The 24,690-nt window shown below is 41.0% G+C and carries 26 protein-coding genes, 1 tRNA gene and 1 other annotated feature; of the genes, 23 read left to right on the forward strand and 4 right to left on the reverse strand.

What is annotated here, in order from left to right; genetic code table 11:
- Positions 1-231: 231 nt before the first annotated feature.
- From trpB (HMPREF9189_RS03625) to trpA, 8 genes are all read left to right on the forward strand, one after another.
- The gene (gene trpB, locus HMPREF9189_RS03625) at positions 232-1,410 is read left to right on the forward strand and encodes a tryptophan synthase subunit beta (protein ID WP_000208436.1); all 1,179 of its coding nucleotides are present in this window, start codon (positions 232-234) and stop codon (positions 1,408-1,410) included.
- Positions 1,401-1,632 (forward strand) — a binding site (T-box leader). Its footprint overlaps the gene before it by 10 nt.
- Positions 1,633-1,703: 71 nt before the next feature.
- The gene (trpE, locus tag HMPREF9189_RS03635; protein ID WP_000439669.1) at positions 1,704-3,065 is read left to right on the forward strand and encodes an anthranilate synthase component I; all 1,362 of its coding nucleotides are present in this window, start codon (positions 1,704-1,706) and stop codon (positions 3,063-3,065) included.
- Positions 3,062-3,628, forward strand: a complete 567-nt coding sequence (locus HMPREF9189_RS03640; RefSeq protein ID WP_000601902.1) for an aminodeoxychorismate/anthranilate synthase component II — start codon at positions 3,062-3,064, stop codon at positions 3,626-3,628. The genes trpE and HMPREF9189_RS03640 overlap by 4 nt, the downstream gene beginning before the upstream one ends.
- 10 nt (positions 3,629-3,638) lie before the next feature.
- Positions 3,639-4,643 carry an anthranilate phosphoribosyltransferase gene (gene trpD / locus HMPREF9189_RS03645; protein ID WP_000658713.1) on the forward strand — a complete coding sequence of 335 codons (1,005 nt, stop codon included), beginning with the start codon at positions 3,639-3,641 and terminating at the stop codon, positions 4,641-4,643.
- Positions 4,640-5,407: an indole-3-glycerol phosphate synthase TrpC gene (trpC, locus tag HMPREF9189_RS03650; protein WP_000076528.1), complete on the forward strand. Its 768-nt coding sequence runs from the start codon at positions 4,640-4,642 to the stop codon at positions 5,405-5,407. The genes trpD and trpC overlap by 4 nt, the downstream gene beginning before the upstream one ends.
- The gene (locus HMPREF9189_RS03655; protein ID WP_000169918.1) at positions 5,394-5,993 is read left to right on the forward strand and encodes a phosphoribosylanthranilate isomerase; all 600 of its coding nucleotides are present in this window, start codon (positions 5,394-5,396) and stop codon (positions 5,991-5,993) included. Before trpC ends, HMPREF9189_RS03655 begins: the two co-directional genes overlap by 14 nt.
- Positions 5,971-7,194: a tryptophan synthase subunit beta gene (gene trpB / locus HMPREF9189_RS03660; protein WP_000331253.1), complete on the forward strand. Its 1,224-nt coding sequence runs from the start codon at positions 5,971-5,973 to the stop codon at positions 7,192-7,194. The genes HMPREF9189_RS03655 and trpB (HMPREF9189_RS03660) overlap by 23 nt, the downstream gene beginning before the upstream one ends.
- Entirely contained in the window at positions 7,187-7,963 is a 777-nt protein-coding gene (gene trpA, locus HMPREF9189_RS03665) for a tryptophan synthase subunit alpha (RefSeq protein WP_001126988.1), read from the forward strand. Before trpB (HMPREF9189_RS03660) ends, trpA begins: the two co-directional genes overlap by 8 nt.
- On the opposite strand, the gene HMPREF9189_RS03670 is transcribed toward trpA, so the two are convergent.
- Positions 7,935-8,594 carry an A24 family peptidase gene (locus HMPREF9189_RS03670; RefSeq protein WP_000564990.1) on the reverse strand — a complete coding sequence of 220 codons (660 nt, stop codon included), beginning with the start codon at positions 8,592-8,594 and terminating at the stop codon, positions 7,935-7,937. The two genes, trpA and HMPREF9189_RS03670, sit on opposite strands and share 29 nt — an antisense overlap.
- Positions 8,595-8,663: 69 nt before the next feature.
- On the opposite strand from HMPREF9189_RS03670, the gene HMPREF9189_RS03675 reads away from it, so the two are divergent.
- From HMPREF9189_RS03675 to HMPREF9189_RS12495, 5 genes are all read left to right on the forward strand, one after another.
- Positions 8,664-9,119: a GNAT family N-acetyltransferase gene (locus HMPREF9189_RS03675; RefSeq protein ID WP_000155397.1), complete on the forward strand. Its 456-nt coding sequence runs from the start codon at positions 8,664-8,666 to the stop codon at positions 9,117-9,119.
- Between the two features lie 221 nt (positions 9,120-9,340).
- Positions 9,341-9,484 carry a hypothetical protein gene (locus HMPREF9189_RS12395; protein ID WP_009755243.1) on the forward strand — a complete coding sequence of 48 codons (144 nt, stop codon included), beginning with the start codon at positions 9,341-9,343 and terminating at the stop codon, positions 9,482-9,484.
- A gap of 105 nt (positions 9,485-9,589) precedes the next feature.
- Positions 9,590-11,338 carry a site-specific DNA-methyltransferase gene (locus tag HMPREF9189_RS03680; RefSeq protein ID WP_000801901.1) on the forward strand — a complete coding sequence of 583 codons (1,749 nt, stop codon included), beginning with the start codon at positions 9,590-9,592 and terminating at the stop codon, positions 11,336-11,338.
- Positions 11,338-13,599 (forward strand): DEAD/DEAH box helicase, encoded by a 2,262-nt coding sequence (locus HMPREF9189_RS03685; RefSeq protein ID WP_000765492.1) that lies wholly within the window; start codon positions 11,338-11,340, stop codon positions 13,597-13,599. The genes HMPREF9189_RS03680 and HMPREF9189_RS03685 overlap by 1 nt, the downstream gene beginning before the upstream one ends.
- Positions 13,600-13,924: 325 nt before the next feature.
- Complete coding sequence (locus tag HMPREF9189_RS12495; protein WP_369688070.1) at positions 13,925-14,263, forward strand: tyrosine-type recombinase/integrase; 339 nt, start codon at positions 13,925-13,927, stop codon at positions 14,261-14,263.
- An 81-nt stretch (positions 14,264-14,344) separates the two neighbouring features.
- Here HMPREF9189_RS12495 and HMPREF9189_RS03695 read toward each other — a convergent pair.
- Positions 14,345-14,417: transfer RNA gene (locus HMPREF9189_RS03695), tRNA-Lys, on the reverse strand.
- Positions 14,418-14,680: 263 nt separating this feature from the next.
- On the reverse strand, positions 14,681-15,952 hold the full coding sequence (locus tag HMPREF9189_RS03700; RefSeq protein WP_001113187.1) for a replication-associated recombination protein A: 1,272 nt from the start codon (positions 15,950-15,952) through the stop codon (positions 14,681-14,683).
- Positions 15,953-16,067: 115 nt separating this feature from the next.
- On the opposite strand from HMPREF9189_RS03700, the gene HMPREF9189_RS03705 reads away from it, so the two are divergent.
- The 10 genes from HMPREF9189_RS03705 (at position 16,068) to HMPREF9189_RS03750 (ending at position 23,964) form a co-directional block, all read left to right on the forward strand.
- Positions 16,068-16,538, forward strand: coding sequence for a DUF3013 family protein (locus tag HMPREF9189_RS03705; RefSeq protein WP_000257109.1), 471 nt, complete (start codon positions 16,068-16,070; stop codon positions 16,536-16,538).
- A 9-nt stretch (positions 16,539-16,547) separates the two neighbouring features.
- Positions 16,548-16,976 (forward strand): NUDIX hydrolase, encoded by a 429-nt coding sequence (locus HMPREF9189_RS03710; protein WP_000401998.1) that lies wholly within the window; start codon positions 16,548-16,550, stop codon positions 16,974-16,976.
- A complete protein-coding gene (locus HMPREF9189_RS03715; RefSeq protein ID WP_000575391.1) occupies positions 16,973-17,341 on the forward strand; it encodes a hypothetical protein in 369 nt (122 codons plus the stop codon). Before HMPREF9189_RS03710 ends, HMPREF9189_RS03715 begins: the two co-directional genes overlap by 4 nt.
- Positions 17,342-17,399: 58 nt before the next feature.
- On the forward strand, positions 17,400-17,873 hold the full coding sequence (locus tag HMPREF9189_RS03720; protein WP_000614680.1) for a GNAT family N-acetyltransferase: 474 nt from the start codon (positions 17,400-17,402) through the stop codon (positions 17,871-17,873).
- A 137-nt stretch (positions 17,874-18,010) separates the two neighbouring features.
- A complete protein-coding gene (gene prmA, locus HMPREF9189_RS03725) occupies positions 18,011-18,961 on the forward strand; it encodes a 50S ribosomal protein L11 methyltransferase (RefSeq protein ID WP_000451173.1) in 951 nt (316 codons plus the stop codon).
- Between the two features lies 1 nt (position 18,962).
- Positions 18,963-19,706 carry a 16S rRNA (uracil(1498)-N(3))-methyltransferase gene (locus tag HMPREF9189_RS03730; protein WP_001188190.1) on the forward strand — a complete coding sequence of 248 codons (744 nt, stop codon included), beginning with the start codon at positions 18,963-18,965 and terminating at the stop codon, positions 19,704-19,706.
- Positions 19,707-19,716: 10 nt separating this feature from the next.
- A complete protein-coding gene (gene pepF / locus HMPREF9189_RS03735) occupies positions 19,717-21,513 on the forward strand; it encodes an oligoendopeptidase F (RefSeq protein WP_000435587.1) in 1,797 nt (598 codons plus the stop codon).
- Positions 21,514-21,541: 28 nt separating this feature from the next.
- Positions 21,542-22,324 carry a hypothetical protein gene (locus tag HMPREF9189_RS03740; RefSeq protein ID WP_001079815.1) on the forward strand — a complete coding sequence of 261 codons (783 nt, stop codon included), beginning with the start codon at positions 21,542-21,544 and terminating at the stop codon, positions 22,322-22,324.
- A 70-nt stretch (positions 22,325-22,394) separates the two neighbouring features.
- A complete protein-coding gene (locus HMPREF9189_RS03745) occupies positions 22,395-23,186 on the forward strand; it encodes a DUF2785 domain-containing protein (RefSeq protein WP_025168497.1) in 792 nt (263 codons plus the stop codon).
- Positions 23,187-23,295: 109 nt separating this feature from the next.
- The gene (locus HMPREF9189_RS03750; RefSeq protein ID WP_000713412.1) at positions 23,296-23,964 is read left to right on the forward strand and encodes an MIP/aquaporin family protein; all 669 of its coding nucleotides are present in this window, start codon (positions 23,296-23,298) and stop codon (positions 23,962-23,964) included.
- A gap of 217 nt (positions 23,965-24,181) precedes the next feature.
- On the opposite strand, the gene queF is transcribed toward HMPREF9189_RS03750, so the two are convergent.
- Positions 24,182-24,673, reverse strand: a complete 492-nt coding sequence (queF, locus tag HMPREF9189_RS12400) for a preQ(1) synthase (RefSeq protein ID WP_000082576.1) — start codon at positions 24,671-24,673, stop codon at positions 24,182-24,184.
- Between the last annotated feature and the right edge of the window lie 17 nt (positions 24,674-24,690).

The following is a 24,690-nucleotide window of genomic DNA, read 5'->3' on the forward strand; positions in this document are numbered from 1 at the left end:
GGTGGTTGGAAGTAGTGAAAGTGGGCTGATTTTAAAAATGAATTTGAAACAATGAAAATTCGGTGCGCACACCTTATAGTGCAACTTGTTGTTAGACAAGGCAGAGATGTAAAGTGGGATAGTCCCTTTACAATTGAGGTGGCACCGCGTTACCAACGCCCTCACACAGATTGTTTTCTGTGTGTGGGCTTTTTTCATATCTTTAAATCAATACTGAAAGAGGAAAAATTTATGACAACTAAAGGTTATTTTGGACAATTTGGTGGTAGTTTTGTACCGGAGCCGATTCAGGCTTTGTTGGATGAGTTGGAAGTGACATTTGATAAGTACAAGGATGATCCAGAGTTTTTGGCTGAATTTCGCCATTACTTGAAGGACTATTCCGGTCGCGAAACACCGCTCTATTTTGCGGAAAGTTTAACAGACCACCTAGGTGGGGCTAAGATTTATCTCAAGCGCGAAGACCTGAATCACCTTGGTTCTCACAAGCTTAACAACGTTTTAGGACAAATTCTTCTTGCCAAACGTATGGGCAAAAAACGAGTGATCGCGGAAACAGGAGCTGGTCAACACGGGGTTGCGACTGCAGCGGCTGCAGCCAAGTTTGGTATGGCTTGTGATGTCTACATGGGGGCAGAAGATGTGGAACGTCAACGCCTCAATGTTTTCCGCATGGAGATGTTGGGAGCAACTGTTCACGCGGTTGAAACGGGAACACGAACTCTCAAGGATGCGGTTGATGCAGCCTTTGGAGCATGGATGAATGATCTTGAAGCCTTCTATGTGTTGGGATCTGCTGTAGGTCCTCATCCTTATCCTACAATTGTTCATGAATTCCAAAAGGTCATCAGTGAAGAATCTCGTCGTCAAATTTTAGAAAAAGAAGGCCGTTTACCAGACTACGTCATTGCCTGTGTAGGTGGTGGTTCAAATGCCATCGGTGCTTTTTCGCAGTATGTGGCTGATGAAGAAGTCAAATTGGTAGGAGTAGAAGCTGCCGGTCACGGACTGGATACAGACAAGCATGCAGCCACTATGACAAAAGGTAGTGTTGGAATTGTCGACGGGATGAAGACCTATGCAGTCTTTAAGGAAGATGGAGAGCTAGCCCCAGTTTACTCTATTTCAGCTGGTTTGGACTATCCAGGCGTTGGTCCAGAACACGCCTACTTTAAAGATTCAGGTCGCGTGGAATATGTGGCTGCGACAGACGAAGAAGCTGTTCAAGCCTTGCTCCTTCTCAGCAAGACAGAAGGGATTATCCCAGCGATTGAAAGTTCGCATGCCATCGCAGAAGCAGTTAAACGTGCACCGAAACTAAGTAAAGATGAGATTATCATCATCAATGTCTCTGGTCGTGGAGATAAGGACGTAGCTGCGATTGCAGACTACCTAGAAGCTAAAAAATAAGAGATGGAAAAATTACAGTTATTTCTTTCACAGAGAGCTTGTGGTTGCTGGAAACAAGCAGAGAAAGCTGTAAGGTTGGGTCCATCTGAAACGAGAGAAGAAAACATAATTCTCAAGGGAGTGCCCTTTATCGCACAGCCTGTTACAGGAAGGTTCTGAGACAGGAATGAGAGATAGGAGAAATCCTATAATTGAGGTGGCACCGCGAATTTCGTCCTCACGCAAGTTATTTTGCGTGGGGATTTTTCATACAGTCGCCACGGACTAGAATTAGAACTGAAAGGGAAATTACAATGGAACGAATCATTCATGGAGATGTCTTATCACCAATCTTGGCTTATATGCGCCTAAAGGGGCAACACAAGGTGATCCTAGAAAGTATTCCGAGAGACAAGGAAACCGCTCGTTTTTCTATCCTAGCCTATAATCCAGTTTTTGAGATTCAGTTTGAAAATGGAGTCCTTTATCAAAATGGACAAGTGATTGATCGTGATCCCTTGGATTTTCTTTATGAAGTGACTCATAAGAGCCAGCACCATTCAGACCTCCCTTTTGGTGGGGGATCCATTGGCTTTGTGGGTTACGATATGATTTCTCTATATGAAGAAATTGGACAAATCCCTCAAGATACGATTGGGACGCCAGACATGCATTTCTTTGTCTATGAGAGCTACATGGTCTTTGACCACAAGAAGGAAAAAATCCATGTCATCGAGGATGCTCTCTATGGTGATCGCAGTCAAGAAGATTTGGAAGAAGCCTTGAAGCAAGTGCTGGAGGAATTACGCATTCCTGTTTCAAATGAATTTGAAGATTTGGATTTATCTCCGCTCGATTTCAAACCCCATATCGCTCCTCAGAAGTTTGAGCAAATGGTCGAAACAGCTCGTGACTTGATTCGTAATGGCGATATGTTCCAATGCGTGCTCAGTCAACGTTTCTCAGCAGAAGTTACTGGAAATCCATTTGACTTCTACAGAAATCTCCGCGTGACCAATCCTTCTAATTACCTTTATTTCTATGACTTTGGAGATTATCAAATCATTGGTGCTAGTCCAGAAAATTTGGTTTCTGTCAAAAACGGCATCGTGACAACCAATCCGATTGCCGGTACACGACCAAGAGGAGCTACGGATGAAGAGGACAAGGCCTTGGCGACAGACCTGCTTTCTGATGAGAAGGAAACAGCAGAACATCAGATGTTGGTAGACTTGGGACGTAATGATATTGGTCGCATCTCTGAAACGGCAAGTGTCCAAGTTACCAAGTATATGGAAGTGGAGCTCTTCCGCTACGTCATGCATTTGACCAGTGTGGTCAAGGGTCGTTTGCTTCCAGAACTCACTGCCATGGATGCCTTGAAAGCTACACTTCCAGCTGGAACTGTTTCTGGAGCACCAAAGATTCGAGCTATGAGACGCATTTATGAACTGGAAACAGAAAAACGGGGCGTATACGCAGGAGCAATCGGCTACTTGTCTGCGACAGGTGATATGGACTTTGCCATTGCCATCCGAACTATGATTCTTAAAAATCAAACAGCTTATGTGCAGGCTGGGGCAGGGATTGTCTATGACTCCATCGCCCAAAACGAATACCAAGAAACCATTAACAAAGCAAAATCTATGACTAGAATTGGAGAGCTAAGACCATGATTTTATTGATTGACAACTATGATTCCTTTACCTATAACTTAGCCCAATACATCGGGAATTTTGCAGAAGTGCAGGTCTTGAGAAATGATGATCCTAAGCTGTATGAAGAAGCTGAAAAAGCAGATGGTCTGGTCTTTTCTCCTGGTCCCGGTTGGCCAGTTGATGCTGGAAAGATGGAAGACATGATTCGTGATTTTGCTGGTAAGAAGCCGATTTTAGGGATTTGTTTGGGTCATCAAGCCATCGCAGAAGTCTTTGGTGGGAAGCTAGGTTTGGCTCCAAAAGTCATGCATGGGAAACAGAGCCATATCAGCTTTGAAGCGCCTTCTGTTCTCTATCAAGGCATCGAGGATGGTCGTCCGGTTATGCGTTACCATAGTATTTTAATTGAAGAAATGCCTGGGGACTTTGAAGTGACAGCTCGTTCGACTGATGATCAAGCTATCATGGGAATTCAACACAAAAACCTTCCAATTTATGGCTTCCAGTACCATCCAGAGAGTATCGGAACGCCAGATGGCTTGTCTTCTATTCGGAATTTTATCGAGAAGGTTGTAAAGTGAGGAAACCAGGATGAAAGAGATTATTGAAAAACTAGCAAAATTTGAAAATTTATCAGGTGTGGAAATGACGGATGTCATTGAGCGTATCGTTACTGGACGTGTCACTGAAGCGCAGATTGCTTCTCTCCTCTTGGCACTTAAGATGAAGGGGGAAACACCTGAAGAACGTACAGCTATTGCCCAAGTCATGCGAGGACATGCTCAACACATTCCAACTGAAATCCATGATGCTATGGACAACTGCGGTACAGGTGGGGATAAGTCCTTCAGCTTTAACATCTCCACAACTGCAGCCTTTGTCTTGGCTGGTGGCGGTGTTCATATGGCTAAGCATGGTAACCGCTCGATTTCTTCTAAATCGGGTTCGGCAGATGTCCTTCAAGCCTTGGGTATCAATCTAGACCTCAAACCAGCTGAACTAGGTAAGGTTTTCGATAAAACTGGAATCGTATTTCTCTTTGCTAAAAATATGCACCCAGCTATGAAATACATCATGCCAGCTCGTTTGGAGTTGGGAATTCCAACGATTATGAACTTGACTGGTCCCCTGATTCACCCAATGGCCTTGGAAACACAGCTTCTTGGGATTAGTCGTCCAGACCTTCTAGAAAGTACAGCTCAGGTATTGAAAAATATGGGTCGCAAACGTGCCATCGTGGTTGCTGGACCAGAAGGGCTTGATGAAGCTGGCTTGAACGGAACAACCAATATTGCCCTTCTTGAAAATGGCGAAATCACCTTGTCAAGCTTTGATCCAGAGGATTTGGGGATGGGACGCTATGCTATCGAAGATATCCGTGGTGGCAATGCTCAGGAAAATGCAGAAATTTTGCTTAGCGTTCTTAAAAACGAACCAAGCCCATTCTTGGAAACGACAGTTCTAAATGCTGGTCTTGGTTTCTATGCTAATGGTAAGGTAGCTAGTATCAAGGAAGGAGTTTCCTTGGCCCGTCAAGTGATTGCTAGTGGCAAGGCCCTTGAAAAACTTAGACTGTTACAGGAGTACCAAAAATGAGTCAGGAATTTTTAGCACGAATCTTAGAGCAGAAGGCGCGTGAGGTCGAGCAGATGGAGCTGGAGGAAGTCCAGCCCTTGCACCAGACCTATCGCTTAGCAGAATTTTTGAAGAATCACCGTGACCGTTTGCAGGTAATCGCTGAGGTCAAGAAAGCTAGCCCTAGTCTGGGAGATATTAATCTCGATGTGGATATTGCGCAACAGGCCCAGACTTATGAAGTGAATGGTGCAGTGATGATTTCAGTTTTGACAGATGATATTTTCTTTAAAGGGCATTTGGATTATCTACGGGAGATTTCCAGTCAGGTGGAGATTCCGACGCTCAACAAGGACTTTATCATCGACGAAAAGCAAATCGTCCGCGCTCGCAATGCAGGTGCAACAGTCATCCTGCTCATTGTGGCCGCCTTGTCAGAAGAACGTCTCAAGGAACTGTATGACTACGCAACAGAGCTTGGTCTGGAAGTCTTGGTGGAAACCCACAATCTAGCTGAACTAGAAGTAGCCCACAGACTTGGTGCTCAGATTATCGGAGTTAACAACCGCAATTTGACTACCTTTGAGGTTGAATTGCAGACCAGTGTAGACTTGGCTAAACACTTCAAAGATGATTGCTTGTACATATCTGAATCTGCTATTTTCACAAGGCAGGATGCGGAACGAGTAGCACCATACTTTAATGGAATTTTAGTAGGGACAGCTCTCATGCAGGCTGAAGATGTAGCCCAGAGAATCAAGGAGTTGCAGATTGACAAAGGTTAAAATTTGCGGATTATCGACTAAAGAAGCAGTAGAGACAGCTGTATCAGCAGGGGCGGACTACATCGGTTTTGTCTTTGCACCTAGTAAAAGACAGGTGACCTTGGAACAGGCTGCTGAGCTGGCAAAGCTCATTCCTGTCAACGTTAAAAAGGTTGGTGTATTTGTTTCACCAAGTCGAGCAGAACTGCTAAAAGCGATTGACAAAGTTGGCTTGGACTTGGTACAAGTTCATGGTCAGGTAGGGGATGATTTGTTTGAGGATTTACCTTGTGCCAGCATTCAGGCGGTGCAGGTGGATAGAAATGGACATGTGCCCAATTCTCGTGCAGATTATCTACTCTTTGATGCTCCTGTGGCAGGAAGTGGTCAGACATTTGACTGGGGTCAACTGGATACGGCTGGACTAGCTCAGACCTTCTTTATCGCAGGTGGGCTTAATGAAGACAATGTAGTAAAAGCAATTCAACACTTTACTCCCTATGCAGTCGATGTATCGAGTGGAGTGGAGACGGATGGACAAAAAGATCATGAAAAGATTAGAAGATTTATAGAGAGGGTAAAGCATGGCATATCAAGAACCAAATAAAGATGGATTTTACGGGAAATTCGGTGGACGTTTTGTCCCAGAAACATTGATGACAGCAGTATTGGAATTAGAAGAGGCTTATCGTGAAAGTCAGGCAGACCCAAGTTTCCAAGAGGAATTAAACCAACTTTTACGCCAGTATGTAGGACGTGAAACTCCTCTTTACTATGCAAAAAACTTGACCCAGCATATCGGCGGAGCCAAGATTTACCTCAAACGGGAAGATCTCAACCATACAGGGGCCCACAAGATTAACAATGCCTTGGGACAAGTTCTTCTGGCTAAACGTATGGGTAAAAAGAAAATTATCGCAGAAACAGGTGCTGGTCAGCACGGTGTGGCAACTGCAACAGCTGCAGCCCTCTTTAACATGGAATGTACCATCTACATGGGTGAGGAAGATGTTAAACGCCAAGCCCTCAATGTTTTCCGTATGGAACTTTTGGGAGCCAAGGTCGAGGCTGTGACAGATGGTTCGCGCGTGCTCAAGGATGCGGTCAATGCAGCCCTTCGTTCATGGGTGGCTAATATCGATGATACCCACTATATACTTGGTTCTGCCTTGGGGCCTCATCCTTTCCCAGAAATCGTTCGAGACTTCCAAAGTGTCATCGGTCGAGAAGCTAAGCAACAGTACCGTGATTTGACAGGTCAAGACCTTCCAGATGCCCTAGTAGCCTGTGTTGGTGGTGGTTCTAATGCCATCGGGCTCTTCCATCCATTTGTAGAAGATGAGTCTGTAGCCATGTATGGAGCTGAAGCGGCAGGACTTGGTGTGGATACAGAGCACCATGCAGCTACCCTGACCAAGGGTCGTCCAGGGGTCCTTCACGGTTCCCTCATGGATGTACTCCAAGATGCTCATGGTCAAATTCTTGAAGCCTTCTCTATCTCAGCAGGATTGGATTATCCTGGTATCGGTCCAGAGCATTCTCACTACCACGATATCAAACGTGCCAGCTATGTCCCTGTGACAGACGAGGAAGCCTTGGAAGGTTTCCAACTCTTGTCTCGTGTGGAAGGGATTATCCCAGCCTTGGAATCTAGCCATGCTATCGCTTTTGCAGTGAAATTGGCCAAAGAACTCGGACCAGACAAGTCTATGATTGTCTGTCTATCAGGTCGTGGGGACAAGGATGTGGTTCAAGTCAAAGACCGCTTGGAAGCAGATGCAGCAAAGAAGGGAGAAGCTCATGCCTAAGACACTAACAGAAAAATTAAAGGCCATAAAAGCAGCTGGAAAGGGAATTTTCGTTCCCTATATCATGGCTGGAGACCATGAGAAAGGTTTGGATGGACTAGGAGAAACAATCCACTTTTTAGAAGATTTGGGCGTTTCTGCCATTGAAGTGGGTATTCCCTTTTCAGACCCTGTTGCAGATGGACCTGTTATCGAAGAAGCTGGCTTGCGCAGTCTAGCTCATGGTACTTCGACACAAGCTTTGGTTGAAACCTTGAAAACCATTGAAACAGAAGTACCACTTGTCATCATGACCTACTTTAACCCCCTCTTTCAGTACGGTGTGGAGAATTTTGTCAAAGATTTGGCAGATACAGCGGTTAAGGGCTTGATTATCCCAGACCTGCCTCATGAACATGCCAACTTTGTAGAGCCCTTTTTGGTGGGTACAGATATCGCTTTGATTCCCCTAGTTAGTTTGACAACAGGGATTGAGCGTCAGAAAGAATTGATTGAAGGGGCAGAAGGCTTTGTCTATGCTGTTGCCATCAATGGGGTGACAGGGAAATCAGGCAATTACCGTGCAGACTTGGACAAGCACTTGGCACAATTGCATCAAGTGGCTGACATTCCAGTATTGACAGGATTTGGCGTATCTAGTCAAGCCGATGTAGAACGCTTCAATGCAGTGTCAGATGGTGTTATCGTTGGTTCGAAAATTGTAAAAGCTCTCCACCAAGGAGAGCCGATTCAGGACTTTATCAAACAAGCAGTAGCTTACAAAAAATAATCAAACAAGCAGCTAGTAAGAGGAAAGGCACAAAGGGCAGTCTTTCCTTTTTCCTTTGTAGGAGAAAGGCCAGAATCCCCGTCGCCGAAGCAAACTGAATCAAGATCAGTAACTCTGTTACACTAAAGACGAGCGCACAAGATGATAGAAAGAGAAAATCACCTGCTCCTATACGAATGTCGATAAAATGGGCCATAATTCCGAGAACAAGGAAGAAGACCATAACCAGACTCCAACCACAGAAAGCTATGAGGATTATATGAAAAGTCATCCAGACTAGTAAAGGATATTCCTGATGGCGAAAGTCGTAGATGCCCAAGGTCAAACCAGCAGTGATTAGGATGACTTGACCCAAGGAAAGAAAGCCCCAAGACCAAGACAGAAAGAGGCATCCCAAGCCCAATTCAAAGAGGGCATACCAGAATGGATAGCGAGCCTTGCAGTAGCGACAGCGAAAACAATTAACTACCTGCGAAAGGATAGGAATCAAATCTAGCGAACGCAAGCGAGTCTGACAGGAATCGCAGTGGCTAGCTGGTCGAATAATGGATTGCTCTGGGAAACGGTCAATGACCAAACCCAAGAAAGAAGCGAGAATGCACCCGACAAGAAAAAAATAAAAATCAATCATACTTATCTATTCGTAAAAAATGGAAGAAGTAGTATAATGGAGAAACACAGATAAGATGGTGAGGTCAAGATGACAATTCGTTTTGAAGAAAAAGTAAGTATAGAAAACGCTCAATTCGTATGCCAATGGTCCAACTCCCTTGGCAAATCCTTTCAAGAACAATGGATGGGACCAATGATTCCTTTTCCCTTGACAATTCAAGTCTTGCAAGATTTGGAAGGAATCTTTTCAATCTTTGATGGACAAGAGTTTGTGGGGCTTATCCAGAAAATCAGGCTAGAAGACAAGACTCTTCATATCGGGAGATTTTTTATCAACCCCCAGAAACAGGGGCAAGGCTTAGGTAGCCAGGCTTTAAGGAAATTTGTTAGTTTGGCCTTTGAAAATGAAGACATAGATACTATTTCTCTAAATGTCTACGAGGCAAATCAAACAGCTTACAATCTTTACCAAAAAGAAGGATTCGAAATCGTTCAAATGGTTGAAGTACCTGTACGAAAATATATTATGAAAAAGACTAGATAAAAAGCAAAAAGCCTTGAAAACAAGGTTTTCCTGATGTATTTAGATGCCCTCTACAAAAAAATCAGGAGTTGAATAAAAGAACTCGTAAGCTTTTTTGCTTCTGTTATACCAATAATTAGTTGATTATCTTTGTAGTTCAAGATAAAAATGGAACAAATATAGTTTTATATTTTAAAAGTTATGTAATAGGTATAGTACAGTAAATTAGAGGAGAAACACTAATGAAGAATATAAAAAATTATGATAGTAAAACTGATATAGATACAATTAAAAAAGAAATTCAAACACTAGTAAAAGAGAAATTAAAATGCTATCGTTTAGACTTTTCAAAAAAGGAGGATATTGAGCTGTTTTTTGGTGAGTGATATTTTAGAGTAAGATATACAAGTGAATCTAAAAAATAAGTAAATATGATACAATAGAAATGTTAATAACTTATTCCTTTCAAAAATTAGAGATTGGTGGTAATTATGAAGCCTGAACAATTTAACGAACGTCCGCATCAAAGCGAGAAAGAAGAAGCACTTAATTATATAAGAACTTTAATGGAACAAGCTAGGAGAGATTCAAAATTAGAAGATATTCCTAAATTAGAGAAACTTATTGAGCTGGTTGATTCTAAACGTTATGGACTAGTATGGGAAGAACATGCTGAATTAGTTGAAGAAGAAATGAAAACTAAAATACCTGTTTTTTTAGAAGATGAGACAAAAAAAATAGTAGAAAATATAGATTCGGAGAATTATAACTTTTTACTAGAAGGTGATAATCTTCATAGTTTGCATTTGCTAGAAAAAACACATGCGGGAAGAATAGATGTTATCTATATTGATCCTCCATATAACACAGGTAAAAAAGATTTTGTTTATAACGACAAAATTATTGATAAAAAAGACGTATATTCTCATTCTAAATGGCTAAGTTTCATGAATAAAAGATTAGAAATTGCTAAAAATCTACTTTCGGAAACAGGTGTTATATTTATATCTATCGACGACAATGAACAGGCACAATTAAAGTTGTTATGTAATGAGGTGTTTGGAGAAAATAATTTTCTTACTCAATTTATTGTCGAAAACAATCCAAAAGGTCGGAAAAATTCTAATTTTGCTTCAGTTACCAGTGAGTATTGTATTTCTTATGCAAAAAATAGCGAAAAAGCTTATTTTGTTGAGAATATACCTAAGGCTTCGTCGGATATGAGACTAGACGAAGAAGGAAGATATGTTCATAGTAGTGGTAGAAGAGTCATTGTAGGACAAAATGACTTTAATAATATTGTATCTGATTTTGAGTCAGATAAACATTACTCCTTATATTTCAAAAAAAAAGACTATGACTATCGTTTTATAAAAGAAGATAGTATTGATTTGATAGATAATAATTTATTAAGAGAAGGCTTCAAAAGATATATAAGTTATAGAGAAAATAGTTTTGTTGAAAACACTTATACGCAGAAAAAAATGGAGGAACTACTAAAAAAACGGGCGCTAGATTTTACTGAAGATAAGATTTATGAGAAAAATTTTAGAAGTACTATTCGTATTAAAAATCTGCTAATCAATAGGAAATACGAAGCGATTATTGATAACAAAAAAGAAATGTATGAGATAGATTTAAAGACGACATCAGCTAAGCGTCAATTAGCAAGTTTATTTGATGGGAAATCACCTTTCGATTATCCAAAGAATGTGGGATTAATTAAGTTGTTGCTTACATTGAATGACAGACGTGATATAACAATTTTAGATTTTTTCGCTGGGTCCGGGACAACTGGGCATGCTGTTGCTCAATTGAATAACGAAGATGGTGGGAAACGAAAGTATATTCTATGCACAAATAATGAGAATAATATATGTGAAGAAGTAACATATAAAAGATTGTTAAACATACAAAAAGATTTACCACATAATCTAAAGTATTTTAAAACTAAATTTATAAACAAAGACGATGATGATTTAGAATATTCACTCCTCAATAATGTTAAGACTTTGATTGAGTTAGAACATGCGATTGATTTAGAAGAAAGTGATAAAGCAGTAGCATTCACCTTATCAGAAATACGAAACCTCGATCTGTCAGGTATTAAGACAGTTTATGTTCGCCAGCATTCACACGCTTTAATGGATAAAGAGGATAAACAAAGATATGAGAATATCGAGCTGATAGATGTACCAGAATATTATTTTGCAAGTGAGATGAGAGAGGCAGGCTTATAATGAAATTATTCCCTTTTCAAGAACAAGCAGTTCAAACATTACAAGATAAATTTTTCTATTCTAAAAAGCAAACAATTGTTTTTTATGCTCCTACAGGATCAGGAAAAACGATAATGCTCATTAACTTAATGGACAGAATCATAGAGTATAATCCTAATTATAGAGATTATGTTTTCGTTTGGTTGACTCCAGGAAATGGAGAATTAGAAGAACAATCATGGAATAAATCTAAAGACTGTGGTAAGTTTGTAAAGTCTTTATCACTTGATGAATCTTTAACAAGTGGTTTTCAGGCCAATACAGCAACTTTTTTAAACTGGGAGCGTGTAAAAAATGATAAAGTGATAGCTCTTAGAGGAGGAGATACTAAGTCTCTTGATGATATTATTAAAAATGCTAAGCATAGAGGATTGGAATTCGTAGTAATAGTAGATGAGGAACATAGAAATCAAACTGAAAATGCACAGTGGATTATTGATAAATTTACTCCACATAAAATCATAAGAGCATCAGCAACTCCTAAGTCACAATCATCCGATTATGATAATGTTCAAGTCAATGACGAAGATGTAATTTCTCAAGGTTTAATTGTTCGCAACGTTGAACTTAATCCAGATGGAGTAGATGGAGACGTTGTTGACAATATGGTTCAATATTTCCTGGATTTGGCAGACGATAAACGTCGTCAAATTAAAATTGAATATGAGAAATTAGGGTTATCTGTCAATCCTTTAGTTTTAATACAATTTCCAGATGAGAAAAAATCAAATAAGGAAGAACGTAACATTCTTATCAAACAGGTGAGGGAGTATTTATCTGAAATTGGTCAGCGAGATGGAGAAGTTGCAACGTGGTTAGCAAATGAAAAAATTAATATATCTGATATTGAAAAAGTAGATAATCCGGTTAATTATTTGTTAATGAAGCAGGCAGTTTCTACAGGTTGGGATGCCCCTCGTGCTAAAATACTAGTAAAATTACGACTTAATACTGAACCAAGTTTTACTCTACAAACAATTGGTAGAATTCGTAGAATGCCAGAGCAAAAACATTATGATAATACTTTGTTAGACAATGCATTTATATACTCGAACGATCAGAAGTATATATTGGAGGTATTACAAAATGGGGCGGCTTCTTATATTGCTACATACGAACTACATGAAGAAGCTCCTGATTTTCAACTAACATCTGTTAAGCCTAACTCACGAGCTGGTTTAACTAATAGTGAAGTTATCCAAGCTCTAAGAAGTCAGTTTAAAAAAGAATATGGTTTAGTTGAACAAAATGGGAAGCAAAACCGTGAAAAATTAGAGAGTTTTGGTTATATTTTTGGTACAACAGTACATCAGAAATTAGTTAAGTCTGATAAATTAGAACGAGATATTATTACCGAGACTCTTCATTCATATGATGTTGAAATGCCTGTAAGTGTTAGAGATAATAGTTTAGACTTATTGAATGCTGAACAAGCAATCCAAAAATATTTGTATCGTGATGATTCGAAAGACGTAAAAAATATTCTATTAGAATTATTCTCAAATCGTAGCGAGGAACCAAATAAGAGATTTTTAAGTTTAAAACCTTCTGAAATTAGGGCTTTTGTTATTAATAATTATAAGCTAATTCGAGATACTGCTAAGAATGCAGATGCAAATGGGCTGTTTAATAAGCAGTTGTCTTTAGAATATGGCATTAGCCATTCAGAATTAGATCTCAAACCATTTGAGTTACCCAAATATGAAATGTATAAAGCCTTGAAAAACGAATCAGGAGTTGTGTTCTCAAAAAATGTTTACAAAGGTTATGGAACTAATAATTGGGTTCAGACTTCAAAACCTGAGAAAGCTTTTGAAGAATGGTTAGAGAAAAGTGATAAAGTTCAATGGTGGTATAGAAGTAAAGATAGAGGAGATAAGTATTTCTCGGTAGCATATGGACAAAAGAAGGAAGGCTTTTTCCCTGATTACATTTTTCTTGGTACTGATGGTATAACTTATGTTATTGAGACAAAGGGTGGCAATAAGCAGAATATTGATATTTATTCAGAAGCTAAATTTAAGGCAATTCGTGAGTGGTCTGAGAATAACCTAACGAATCCAAATGGAGCAAAATTTGCCTTTGTACGCCCGTTAATTGATAGAGACGGTGAAATCACTGGTTTACTATTCAACAACACAATCTGGAAAGAAGATACTAATGATAGAACTCATTGGTTGCCGATAAATGATTTATTTGAAAGTAATCTATTTGAAGGATAGTACGGTCAAGTTTCAAATAAAAAAGTGAGGATTATCATTATCCCCACTTTTTTATTTGCTAAAAATATATTTTAAATTGTAAATCCTATTTTGAATGTTCTTCAATGTACTTTAGTTTCTCATAAAGTTCATTGATTTCATCTTTAAAACTGGTATGAGATATGGAGAATTGATAGCTCTTACTTGGTCTGATGTAGACTTAAAAAAGCCTGATTTTTACTCATAGACGTTTTAATACTTCCACTTAGAAATTTGTTCCTCCTAAAAACAAGACTTCAGTTCGCTATATTCCAATAAGCGAAGAAACTATCGAAGTATTGAAATCATTAAAAAAATACAAGAAGTTTTTAATAGGGAATTAGATTTAGAAAACTCTCGAGATCTAGTTTTCTACCAATATGGCTATCGTAACTATGTTCCAAATATAGGTACAGTAAATAAAGCGTTACATGTCCTTCTGACCAAAATAAACATCTCCCCAATGATATCAAATAAAGGAGTTCGCCATACTTATGGTAGTTACCTATGGCATAAAGGTATTGATTTAGGAGTTATTGCGAAAATTTTAGGACACAAAGATATCTCTATGCTGGTTGAAGTTTATGGTCATACATTGGAGGAGAAAATTAGTGAGGAATTCATGGCTGTGAAAAGTTTGTTGTAAAAACACGGCAAATTGCACGACAATTTTTAAAAGGAAAGTAAAAAAGCCCTATATTATAAGGCTTTTCCTGTTGTATGTAGATGCCCCCTGCAGGGCTCGAACCTGCGACCCATAGATTAAGAGTCTACTGCTCTACCAACTGAGCTAAGAAGGCAAATAAAAAGCTGTATTGGTGCCGAAACTTCACGGTTTGTATTGAACCCGCGCAATTAAGCAGGTGGGCAACTCGCTCTAACTGAAGCTGTTTCCGTGTGAGACGGCCTACATGCTGTTAGAAGACTTTTGTTTCCCTAATAATACAAAAAATAGTCGGTCAACACTTAAGTGTGAAGTCGTACACCACAGCGTTTCTATGTTTATATGATACCACTTTTTCAAAAAAAATCAAGAGGGAAATGCAATTATTTGAAAAGGATTTCACAAGTTTCGTAATTTATCAATGGTTTCCTTACGTTGCGCCAAAGCTCGTTCGTATTTGCCGGTATCTTTTGGAGTAAAATAGTGGTGATTTTGGATTTTTTCTGGCAGATAGTCTTGCTTGACCCAATTTCCAGGATAGTTGTGTGGATAGAGATAATCTTGGGCGTTGCCTAGTTCCTTGCTCCCACTGTAGTGACCATCACGCAGGTGCCGAGGGATAGGCAAATGACCTGATTTTTTGAGGTCAGCAAGGGCCTTGTCCATAGCCACATAGGCTGAGTTGGACTTGGGTGAAAGAGCCAGATCAATCACAACATTAGCAATGAGGATGCGAGCTTCTGGGAAACCAATCCTTTGTGCAGCATCTAGAGCAGTTACAGTATGGATCTGCGCTTCAGGATTGGCCAAGCCGATATCTTCATAAGCAATCACAGTCAAGCGACGAGCGAGGCTAGGAAGATCCCCAGCTTCAATCAAGCGGGCTGCGTAGTGGAGACTGGCATCCACATCTGAGCCGCGGATGGACTTTTGCAGGGCTGAGAGGACATCATAATGACCGTCCCCATCCTTGTCCATTGTAATATAGCTCCTTTGTAGGCTATTTTCTATGATATCAAGAGTGATATGGCGGATGCCCTTGTCATTTTCGGGAGTAGAGAGAACAGCCAAATCTAGTGAATTAAAGGCAGAACGCAGGTCTCCATTGGTAGATGTTGCGATAAAATCTAGCGCATCATCATCCAACTCTACTAGGAAGTCAAAACCACGATCAGGGTTAGTTAGGGCGATTTGAATGGCCTCTTTGACATCTTGGTTGGACAAGGGTTCGAGTTCAAAAATCTGAACACGGCTACGAATGGCTGGCGTGACAGAAAAGAAGGGATTTTCAGTCGTAGCTCCAATCATGATAACCAGGGCACTTTCCAAGAGAGGTAAGAGGAAATCTTGCTTGGTCTTATCGAGACGATGAATCTCGTCTAGTAACAGGACTAATCCTCCTGAGAATTTAGCTTCTTCAGCGATTTCTTGTAGCCGTTTTTTACTATCAACAGTGGCATTGAAGGTCCGAAAGGCATACTTGGTGGTCCCAGCGATGGCAGAGGCGATACTGGTCTTGCCGATTCCTGGAGGTCCGTAGAGAATCATGGAGGACAGACGATTGGCCTCCACCATGCGACGGATAATTTTTCCAGGTCCGACCAGATGCTCCTGACCGATGACCTGGTCGATGGTTTTTGGGCGCATGCGAAGCGCGAGATTGTCTGGCATAGCAGTCCTTTCTAACATGGATTTTCTGATGTATATGTGGTAAGATGGTAGTATCTATTTTAGCATAATTCCGAGTAATCGGGGCGATTTAAGAGTCACATAGAAAGAGGACAAAATGGCAACATATGGATTTTTAGATGTTTTAGAGGAAGAATTGGACAAGAACTTTCCTTTTGACTTTGAGATTAGCTGGGATAAGCGCAACCATGCGGTAGAAGTGAGTTTTCTATTGGAAGCACAAAACGCTGCAGGTGTGGAAATGGTGGATGAGGACGGAGAGGTTTCTTCAGATGATATCCTCTTTGAGGAAGCAGTGCTTTTTTACAATCCTGCCAAGTCAACAGTCAATAAAGAAGACTATTTAACGGTCATCCCTTATCTACCTAAGAAAGGTTTCTCGCGCGAGTTTTTAGCTTATTTTGCGCTTTTCCTAAAAGATACTGCCGAGGTTGGGCTGGATGCGCTCATGGACTTTTTGGAAGATCCAGAAGCAGAAGAATTTGTCATGGAATGGAACCAAGAAGTCTTTGAAGAAGGGAAAGCAGGCTTGGAAGAAGGAGAATTTTACCCTTATCCGAGATACTAGGAGTATGATATGGAAATAGAAATTTCTGATTTTACAGGTTGCAAAATTGCCCTCTTTTGTGGTGATAAGCTCTTGACTATCCTACGTGATGATAAATCAAACATTCCATACCCTAATACCTGGGAATTGCCAGGTGGCGGACGAGAGGGTGATGAAAGTCCCTTTGAGTGTGCGGCGCGTGAAGTTTACGAAGAGCTGGGAATTCATTTGATTGAAGAGTGTCTGCTTTGGAGTAAGGTTTACCCAAGTATGCTTTTTGAGGGGAAGGAATCCGTCTTTCTAGTTGGTAAGTTAAGGCAGGAACAGTTTGATAGTATCGTCTTTGGCGATGAGGGACAAGGATATAGACTGATGAGTATTGAGGAGTTTCTTAGCTCAGATAAGGTTGTCCCCCAGTTGCAGGGGAGAGTGAGGGATTATTTGGAGGAAGTAAAATGATTTTTGCAGTTGCAACAACGACACTAAATAAGGAAGTTAAACGCAAACTAAAAGCTGGACAATACTCTAGAGAAGAAGCTACATTCATCTATTTGGAATATTTAAAGTTAAAGAAGCAGAGAGAAAGTGGTACGAAAGTAGCTGGGATTTCTATGGCTGTTATTTGGGTATTAATGCTTGCTATACCCTTACTGAGTGGTAGAGGTCTCGTACTGCCCCTTCCAGTATATTTTTTATTTTTGATACTGTTTGCAGGAATTGTTCTATTTGTTTATTATCTTATGTTTGGTATTTTTAAACAGCAGATTCATAACGCAATGAAAGAACACTACACGGATGTGATTGAAGAATTTGAGGGTCAGTAAAACAGCGTGTGGAAGAGCATAGGAAGCGAGTTGAGAGAGTGGATTTGGAGGTATTAGTATGATTCAGATTATCCGAGCAGGAGCAGAGGATTTAGAAACCGTAATTGCAATTCAAAGAGCTAGCTTTAAGGCTGTCTATGAAAAATATCAAGATGAGTATGATCCTTATCTGGAGGACCGCGAACGAATCAAATGGAAACTAGTCGAGCGTCTTAATAGTTATTACTACTTTGTAAAAGAAAAGGACGAAATTATCGGTTTTTTACGAATTCAGACCAATGAAGAGTTGACGGAGGCTTGGTTGGGAACGGCAGCGATTTTGCCCCAGTACCAAGGAAAAGGGTATGGATCTGAGGGACTGAGCTTGCTGGAAAAAGAATTTCCAACCATCACACAGTGGGATTTGTGTACGGTATTACAGGATGCGGGCATGGTCGCTTTTTATGAGAAAAATGGCTACCGCAAAACCCATATCGAACCTGAAAAAGAAGGTATGGATATGGTCTACATGAAAAAATTGATTGACAAATAGAAAGGATGGTTCGGTTACATTTCTAAACTGAACCCGCCCTAAACACTGTGCCAAAAAGATAAACTTCTCTTAGACCCAAGCGTCTTCAGAGAATTTCCTATTTTGGCTTTGTGTTTTACGGGCTTGGTATCTTAATTATGGAAACATGGCAAGAGCTAAAAGTTACAGTGAAGCGCGAGGGAGAGGAGCTGGTCTCTAATCTCTTGATTGAGCTAGGTGCTCAAGGTGTTGCGATCGAAGACAGTATGGACTATGTGGGAAATGTAGATCGTTTTGGTGAGATTTTCCCAGAGGTTGAACAGCAGGAAGAAATCGTGGTGACAGCCTACTATCCTGAAACGGTGGATGTGACAGCGGTTGAGGCAGACTTGCAGGCACGTCTGGCAGACTTGACGGATTTTATGGACTTAGGAGAAGTCAAGATTGGCACGACTGCCTTGGCTGAGGAGGACTGGGCAGATAACTGGAAGAAATACTATGAGCCAGCTCGTATCACTCATGACTTGACCATCGTGCCGTCTTGGACAGACTATGAGGCGACTGCGGGAGAGAAGATTATCAAGCTGGATCCTGGTATGGCCTTCGGGACAGGAACCCATCCGACGACCAAGATGAGCCTTTTTGCTTTGGAGCAGGTTCTTCGTGGTGGCGAAACGGTGCTGGATGTGGGGACAGGTTCAGGTGTCCTCTCCATTGCCAGCTCGTTGCTTGGTGCCAAGGAAATCTTCGCCTATGACCTAGATGATGTGGCAGTTCGTGTGGCTCAGGAAAATATTGAGCTCAACCCTGGCATGGAAAATATCCATGTAGCGGCAGGTGATTTGCTCAAGGGTGTGGAGATTGAGGCAGATGTGATTGTGGCTAATATCTTAGCGGATATTCTCATTCATCTGACGGATGATGCTTATCGCTTGGTCAAGGATGAAGGCTACCTGATCATGAGTGGCATTATCAAGGACAAGTGGGATATGGTGCGTGAGTCAGCTGAGTCGGCAGGTTTCTTCCTTGAAACCCATATGATTCAAGGGGAATGGAATGCCTGTGTCTTTAAGAAGACCAAGGATATCTCTGGTGTGATTGGAGGCTAGCATGCAACAGTATTTTGTCAAGGGCAGTGCAATCTCTCCTGTCACCATTGAGGACAAGGAAACCAGCAAGCATATGTTTCAGGTTATGCGCTTGAAAGAAGATGATGAGGTGACCTTGGTCTTTGATGATGGCATTAAGCGCTTGGCGCGCGTGGTAGATGTGGAAAATCGTCAGTTTGAGTTGGTTGAAGAATTAGTTGACAATGTGGAACTGCCAATCCAAGTGACCATCGCATCTGGATTTCCCAAGGGAGACAAGCTAGAGTTCATCACTCAAAAAGTAACCGAACTAGGCGCTAGCCAAATCTGGGCCTTCCCTGCCGACTGGTCGGTTGCTAAGTGGGACGGCAAGAAACTAGGCAAAAAGGTTGAAAAACTGGAAAAAATCGCCCTTGGAGCAGCAGAACAAAGCAAGCGTAATATCGTCCCAAGTATCCAGCTCTTCGAGAAAAAAGCAGATTTTCTAGCTCAGCTTGACCAGTTTGACTCTATCATAGTAGCCTATGAAGAATCAGCAAAAGAAGGAGAAGTCGCTGCGCTTTTACAAGCAGTCGCTGGACTTGAAAAAGGAGCTAAATTGCTCTTTATCTTTGGCCCAGAAGGCGGTCTCTCACCAGCAGAAATTGAAAGTTTTGAAGCCAAAGGAGCTGTTTTGGCAGGTCTTGGACCTCGTATATTAAGAGCAGAAACAGCCCCGCTTTACGCCTTATCAGTCCTTAGCGTATTATTAGAATTAGAGAAATAAGAGGAAGAAAATGGAACAAAAACACCGTTCAGAATTTCCAGAAAAGGAACTTTGGGATTTAACAGCCTTATACCAAGATCGTGAGGATTTCTTGCGAGCAATCGAAAAGGCTCGCGAAGACATCAACCAATTTAGCCGTGACTACAAGGGCAATCTTCACACTTTTGAGGAGTTTGAGAAGGCCTTTGCGGAATTGGAACAAATCTATATCCAGATGAGTCATATCGGCAATTATTCTTTTATGCCTCAGACGACGGACTATAGCAATGAGGATTTTGCTAATATCGCCCAAGCTGGGATGGAATTTGAAACAGACGCCAGCGTAGCCTTGACCTTCTTTGACGACGCCTTAGTGGCTGCAGACGAGGAAGTCTTGGACCGTTTGGGTGAGCTGCCACACTTAACGGCAGCCATTCGTCAGGCCAAAATCAAAAAAGCCCACTACCTAGGGGCTGATGTGGAGAAGGCTTTGACAAATCTGGGTGAAGTTTTCTACAGCCCACAGGACATTTACACTAAGATGCGAGCTGGGGATTTCGAAATGGCTGACTTTGAAGCCCATGGCAAGACTTATAAAAACAGCTTTGTGACTTATGAGAATTTCTACCAAAACCATGAAGATGCTGAAATTCGTGAGAAATCCTTCCGTTCCTTCTCAGAAGGACTCCGTAAGCACCAAAATACAGCAGCCGCAGCCTATCTAGCTCAGGTTAAGTCTGAAAAACTATTAGCAGATATGAAGGGCTACGACTCAGTTTTTGACTATCTCCTGGCTGAGCAAGAAGTGGACCGTGCCATGTTTGACCGCCAGATTGACCTCATCATGAAGGATTTTGCGCCAGTTGCTCAGAGATACCTCAAGCATGTTGCCAAGGTTAATGGTCTTGAAAAGATGACTTTTGCTGACTGGAAATTGGACTTGGATAGCGCTCTTAATCCTGAAGTGACTATTGACGACGCCTATGATTTGGTCATGAAGTCAGTCGCACCATTGGGTCAAGAATACACCCAAGAAATTGCTCGCTATCAAGAAGAACGTTGGGTGGACTTCGCTGCTAACAGTGGCAAGGATTCTGGTGGTTATGCGGCGGATCCATATCGCGTGCACCCTTATGTCCTTATGAGTTGGACAGGCCGTTTGAGCGATGTCTATACTTTGATTCATGAGATCGGGCATTCTGGTCAATTTATCTTTTCTGACAATCATCAGAGTTACTTTAATGCCCACATGTCTACTTATTACGTCGAAGCGCCGTCAACCTTCAATGAATTGCTTTTAAGTGATTATTTGGAACATCAGTCTGACGACCCTCGTCAAAAACGCTTTGCTCTTGCCCACCGCTTGACAGATACCTACTTCCATAACTTTATTACCCACCTCTTGGAAGCAGCCTTCCAGCGCAAGGTTTATACATTGATTGAAGAAGGAGAAACCTTTGGGGCAAGCAAGCTCAACAGTATTATGAAGGAAGTTTTGACGGACTTCTGGGGAGATGCTATTGAGATTGATGACGATGCGGCCTTGACTTGGATGCGCCAAGCTCACTATTACATGGGCTTGTATAGCTATACCTACTCAGCGGGACTAGTTATTTCGACTGCGGGTTATCTTCATCTGAAACATTCAGAAACTGGAGCTGAAGACTGGCTTAATCTCCTCAAATCAGGTGGTAGCAAGACACCGCTTGAGTCAGCCATGATTATCGGAGCCGATATCTCAACGGATAAACCACTCCGTGATACGATTCAGTTCTTGTCTGACACGGTTGATCAGATTATTGCCTACAGTGCTGAGTTGGGGGAGTAAAGATTGGACAGAGTTTTAGGAGAGTAATATGAATAGAATCAAAGAATGGCTAGAGCAAGACCCCAAAAGAATGCTCTTTATCAAAATTGGTCTAGTTTTATTGGGAATCATTTTATTGATTGCTTTGCCTACTCTCTATCTTGTTTTGAGCGGAGTTGGTATTTGGTATTTTGTAAAGAAATCGCCAGATATTCGAAAAAGAAATCTAATGATAGGGCTTTTCATTGTCAGTTTTGTTGCAGTTGCTCTTAAAACTCCGACAGTCACAAAGAAAATTTCATCTTCTCAATCAGAAACTAAGCAGACTGCGACATCTACTACTTCGACAGCTTCAACTACGGATACTTCATCTAGTATAGAAGAGGCAAAACGAGTTGAAGAAGAGAAAAAATCTAAAGAAAAAGCAGAAGAAGAGAGAATTGCCAAAGAAAAAGTTGCAAAGGAGTTGCAAGAAAAAGGTGAAACCTTAGTCAAACAATTGGAAGAAAGTCAAGATGCGAGCCAAGTGAAGTCTGCTAAAGAGATAGTTAATCAGATTGAAAATAATGATAAAAAGACAGAGCTGCTTGATAGAATAGGTGCAGTTGAATCATCAATTTCTCAAAAAGTAGAAGAAAAAAGAATTACACGTGAAGCTGAAACCAAAGCTCAACAGCAAGATAGAATTGTCTATGTTGCAAACAATGGAAAATCAAAAGTTTATTGGTATAGTAAGGATAGAATGCCTTCAAAAACGAATAATGCCAACGTTGTTGAGATGACCGAAGCAGATGCGATTGCAGCAGGAAAAACTCCATCAAAAATAGAATGAGAAAAAAAGTCATCTTCGGATGACTTTTTGATAAGTTACTAGAAATCCAGAGGTACTTTAGATGCATAAGATGCATAAAGAATTACAAAGAAAAGTGACAGAAGAAAAACCAAGCTATAGCCGAGAAGAAATTCAGTGGTTGCTTGAGCATTTAGGGGATGCCTCTCCAGAAATTCGAGACGAACTTGTTTTTACGAGTTTAGCAAGAGGGATTCAAGAAGAGTTGTTTTCCCTTGAGCAGTTTCAGTTTATCTCAGAAGGGGTCTCCTCTGATGAAGGTCTATACAAAGAAATTGATAGTAGAGGTGTCTCGGCTCTTAAACGTTCTTTTAGGGCGCTTATTTATGCCAATCTACTGTCCTGCGATGGTACTAAGGAATCACTTTATTACCAGCAGTTGTCTTCTCCTATCAGGGTTACCATGCTAAATCAAGGCTTACACTATCTTACAAAGGAAAAAGAGACGACGGGTTACTCTCATCAGTTTGGGTGGATCCACGCATTTGCGCATGGGGCTGATCTCTTGACGGAGGTTATATGCCATCCTAGCTTTCCAAAGTCAGATATAGCCGAAGCATTTGAAATCATTGGGAAAATCTTTAAACGTGTTGAGATTCGTTTTACAAATGATGAAGATTGGCGGTTAGCGAGAGTACTTTATGAACCAATCTTACGAGGGAAAATCGAATCGTCTCTCCTCACTGCTTGGCTGCAAACAGTCGAATTTCCCTTGAAAGAAGTAAATGATTTCCATAAATTTTCCAATTTCAGATCTTGTTTGCTAGAAATTTACCTTCAACTAGACTGTCATAAACTTTTACAAGATGACTTGAAAGAAGCTATTCAATCCTTTCAGTACTAAGGATAAGCGAGTCGGTTCATGATCTTCAAATAACTTTCCAGTCAATTTTCTTGAAACCCTTTCCTTCTTTTGATAGACTAATACATAGTTTAAAAAAAGGAGACTTATCATGAAAAAATTTATTGCTGAATTAATCGGTACATTTATGCTTGTGTTCATCGGAACAGGAGCTGTTGTTTTTGGGAATGGTGTTGAAGGTCTTGGCCACCTTGGGATTGCTTTTGCCTTTGGTTTGGCAATTGTAGTCGCAGCTTTCTCAATCGGAACTGTTTCAGGGGCTCACTTGAACCCGGCAGTTTCGATCGCTATGTTTGTAAACAAACGTTTGTCATCTTCAGAACTTGTAAACTACATCCTTGGACAAGTAGTTGGAGCTTTCCTTGCGTCGGCTGCAGTATTCTTCCTCTTGTCTAACTCAGGCATGTCAACTGCTAGTCTTGGCGAAAATGCCTTGGCAAACGGTGTCACTGTCTTTGGTGGTTTCTTGTTTGAAACAATCGCAACTTTCTTGTTTGTCCTAGTTATCATGACTGTAACATCAGCAAGCAAGGGCAATGGCGCAATCGCTGGTTTGATAATCGGTTTGTCATTGACAGCCTTGATCCTTGTGGGATTGAACATCACTGGACTTTCAGTAAACCCAGCTCGTAGCTTGGCTCCTGCTGTCTTGGCAGGTGGCGCAGCCCTTCAACAAGTATGGATTTTCATCCTTGCCCCAATCGTTGGTGGTGTTCTTGCAGCCCTTGTTGCGAAAAACTTTCTTGGAATAGAAGAATAATTGAAACTCAAAAAGCCTTGCTCCTCGTTTTGAGGAACAGGGCTTTTTCGTATGATACTCTTCGAAAATCTCTTCAAACCACGTCAGCGTCCATCTGCAACCTCAAAACACTGTTTTGAGCTGACTTCGTCAGTCTTATCTACGACCTCAAAGCAGTGCTTTGAGCAACCTGCGGCTAACTTCCTAGTTTGCTCTTTGATTTTAATTGAGTATGAGTTTAGCGGTTGTCAATTTTCTCTGGATAAAGATCGTGTTGGAAGAGGCGTTGTTCTGCCAGGCCTTCATACTTGGTTCCAGGTCTACCGTAGTTGTAGTAAGGGTCGATTGAAATGCCCCCGCGTGGAGTGAATTTTCCCCAGACCTCTAAATAGCGAGGGTCTAGCAAGTTGACCAAGTCTTTCCCGATAGTGTTGATACAGTTTTCGTGAAAATCCCCATGATTTCGATAGCTAAAGAGGTAGAGTTTGAGGGATTTTGACTCGACACAGAGCTTGTCAGGAATGTAGGAAATATAAATCGTCGCAAAATCTGGCTGAGCAGTGATTGGGCAAAGCGAGGTAAATTCAGGACAGTTGAATTTGATGAAATAGTCATTTTCCACATGACGATTGTCAAAAGATTCGAGGACATCTGGTTGATAGTCAAAAATGTAGTTGGTTTCTTTGTTGCCCAGTAGGCTTAGGTTTTTCATTTCTTCTTGTTGTGACATGATTTTTTCTTTCTAAT

The organism is Streptococcus sp. oral taxon 071 str. 73H25AP (assembly GCF_000146755.1).
GTDB classification, from domain to species: Bacteria; Bacillota; Bacilli; order Lactobacillales; family Streptococcaceae; genus Streptococcus; species Streptococcus oralis_T.

Coding starts and splice junctions, on each gene's coding strand:
- HMPREF9189_RS03685 (WP_000765492.1), top strand. CDS start 11,338: ATGAAATTATTCCCTTTTCAAGAACAAGCAGTTCAAACATTACAAGAT.
- HMPREF9189_RS03720 (WP_000614680.1), top strand. CDS start 17,400: ATGATTCAGATTATCCGAGCAGGAGCAGAGGATTTAGAAACCGTAATT.
- trpE (WP_000439669.1), top strand. CDS start 1,704: ATGGAACGAATCATTCATGGAGATGTCTTATCACCAATCTTGGCTTAT.
- trpB (WP_000208436.1), top strand. CDS start 232: ATGACAACTAAAGGTTATTTTGGACAATTTGGTGGTAGTTTTGTACCG.
- HMPREF9189_RS03745 (WP_025168497.1), top strand. CDS start 22,395: ATGCATAAAGAATTACAAAGAAAAGTGACAGAAGAAAAACCAAGCTAT.
- trpC (WP_000076528.1), top strand. CDS start 4,640: ATGAGTCAGGAATTTTTAGCACGAATCTTAGAGCAGAAGGCGCGTGAG.
- HMPREF9189_RS12395 (WP_009755243.1), top strand. CDS start 9,341: ATGAAGAATATAAAAAATTATGATAGTAAAACTGATATAGATACAATT.
- HMPREF9189_RS03740 (WP_001079815.1), top strand. CDS start 21,542: ATGAATAGAATCAAAGAATGGCTAGAGCAAGACCCCAAAAGAATGCTC.
- HMPREF9189_RS03710 (WP_000401998.1), top strand. CDS start 16,548: ATGGAAATAGAAATTTCTGATTTTACAGGTTGCAAAATTGCCCTCTTT.
- HMPREF9189_RS03705 (WP_000257109.1), top strand. CDS start 16,068: ATGGCAACATATGGATTTTTAGATGTTTTAGAGGAAGAATTGGACAAG.
- HMPREF9189_RS03700 (WP_001113187.1), bottom strand. CDS start 15,952: ATGCCAGACAATCTCGCGCTTCGCATGCGCCCAAAAACCATCGACCAG.
- HMPREF9189_RS03715 (WP_000575391.1), top strand. CDS start 16,973: ATGATTTTTGCAGTTGCAACAACGACACTAAATAAGGAAGTTAAACGC.
- trpB (WP_000331253.1), top strand. CDS start 5,971: ATGGCATATCAAGAACCAAATAAAGATGGATTTTACGGGAAATTCGGT.
- prmA (WP_000451173.1), top strand. CDS start 18,011: ATGGAAACATGGCAAGAGCTAAAAGTTACAGTGAAGCGCGAGGGAGAG.
- trpA (WP_001126988.1), top strand. CDS start 7,187: ATGCCTAAGACACTAACAGAAAAATTAAAGGCCATAAAAGCAGCTGGA.
- queF (WP_000082576.1), bottom strand. CDS start 24,673: ATGTCACAACAAGAAGAAATGAAAAACCTAAGCCTACTGGGCAACAAA.
- HMPREF9189_RS03675 (WP_000155397.1), top strand. CDS start 8,664: ATGACAATTCGTTTTGAAGAAAAAGTAAGTATAGAAAACGCTCAATTC.
- pepF (WP_000435587.1), top strand. CDS start 19,717: ATGGAACAAAAACACCGTTCAGAATTTCCAGAAAAGGAACTTTGGGAT.
- HMPREF9189_RS03750 (WP_000713412.1), top strand. CDS start 23,296: ATGAAAAAATTTATTGCTGAATTAATCGGTACATTTATGCTTGTGTTC.
- HMPREF9189_RS03670 (WP_000564990.1), bottom strand. CDS start 8,594: ATGATTGATTTTTATTTTTTTCTTGTCGGGTGCATTCTCGCTTCTTTC.
- HMPREF9189_RS03730 (WP_001188190.1), top strand. CDS start 18,963: ATGCAACAGTATTTTGTCAAGGGCAGTGCAATCTCTCCTGTCACCATT.
- HMPREF9189_RS03680 (WP_000801901.1), top strand. CDS start 9,590: ATGAAGCCTGAACAATTTAACGAACGTCCGCATCAAAGCGAGAAAGAA.
- HMPREF9189_RS03640 (WP_000601902.1), top strand. CDS start 3,062: ATGATTTTATTGATTGACAACTATGATTCCTTTACCTATAACTTAGCC.
- trpD (WP_000658713.1), top strand. CDS start 3,639: ATGAAAGAGATTATTGAAAAACTAGCAAAATTTGAAAATTTATCAGGT.